Source organism: Bacillus sp. DJP31 (genome assembly GCF_049310945.1).
GTDB lineage: Bacteria > Bacillota > Bacilli > Bacillales > SA4 > Bacillus_BS.
Genome location: NZ_JBMERO010000097.1, coordinates 1 through 920, shown reverse-complemented (window position 1 = coordinate 920; position 920 = coordinate 1). Strand labels below are relative to the sequence as shown.

2 protein-coding genes are annotated in these 920 nt (G+C 42.8%); both read left to right on the top strand.

Going from position 1 to position 920, the window contains the following annotated elements:
• A partial coding sequence (gene tnpB / locus ACOI1C_RS22590; RefSeq protein WP_422512883.1) for an IS66 family insertion sequence element accessory protein TnpB occupies positions 1-337 on the top strand: 337 nt, incomplete at its 5' end.
• 70 nt (positions 338-407) lie between these two features.
• The coding region (locus ACOI1C_RS22585; RefSeq protein WP_422512884.1) for an IS66 family transposase zinc-finger binding domain-containing protein at positions 408-920 on the top strand (513 nt) is incomplete at its 3' end.

Below are 920 nucleotides of genomic sequence, written 5' to 3'. Positions count from 1 at the left end.
CCACCAGGTGTATCTAGCCCGTGGAAGCACGGATCTACGAAAGTCAATAGATGGCTTAGCGGCATTGGTCAAAGAGGGGTTTGATTTAGACCCCTTTTCTCCAAGCTACTTTGTATTTTGTAATCGCAAACGCGACAAGCTAAAAATCCTTCACTGGGAACTAAATGGTTTTTGGTTGTATTACAGGCGTTTAGAGAACGGAACGTTCCGATGGCCCAAAGAAGAGAGTAATGAAGTGCAAAAAATTAGCTTACGAGAGTTCCGCTGGCTACTAGATGGACTACCAATTGAGCAGCGTTCTGCCCATCCAGAGGTACTTGCGAGAACTGTGATTTAATCTGATATTTTTTCAGAAAAATCCACCTGTTTTTAAAGGATTTTCAACCGTTTTGTCGAATAAGTTAGGTATGGAAAATACGACAAAAACACCCACCCAACCAATTGAAAATTTACAAGAGAAATGTGAATCACTAGAGTCCAAAGTTGCAGAATTGACGCAACTATTAAAATGGTATGAGGAACAGTTTCGCCTTAGTCAGCATAAGCGATTTGGCTCTTCTAGTGAAAAAACAGATCCTGATCAACTCGAGCTTTCTCTTTTTAACGAAGCAGAGGTAGAAGCTGCCCCTAACCTAGAGGGGACTCCTACGGAGTCTATTTCGTATACGCGCCGTAAAAAACGTGGACAAAGAGAAGCCATGCTTGAAGACCTGCCAATGGAAACGGTGGAATACCGTCTTTCCGAAGATGAGCAGGTTTGTTCGTGTTGTGGTGGAGATCTACATGAAATGAGTACAGAAGTAAGGCAAGAAATTCAAGTCATTCCAGCCCAAGTGAAAGTAAAGAGACATGTTCGTTATGTGTATTCCTGTCGTCATTGTGAGCGAGAGGAAACCCAGACACCAATTGTCACGGCACCA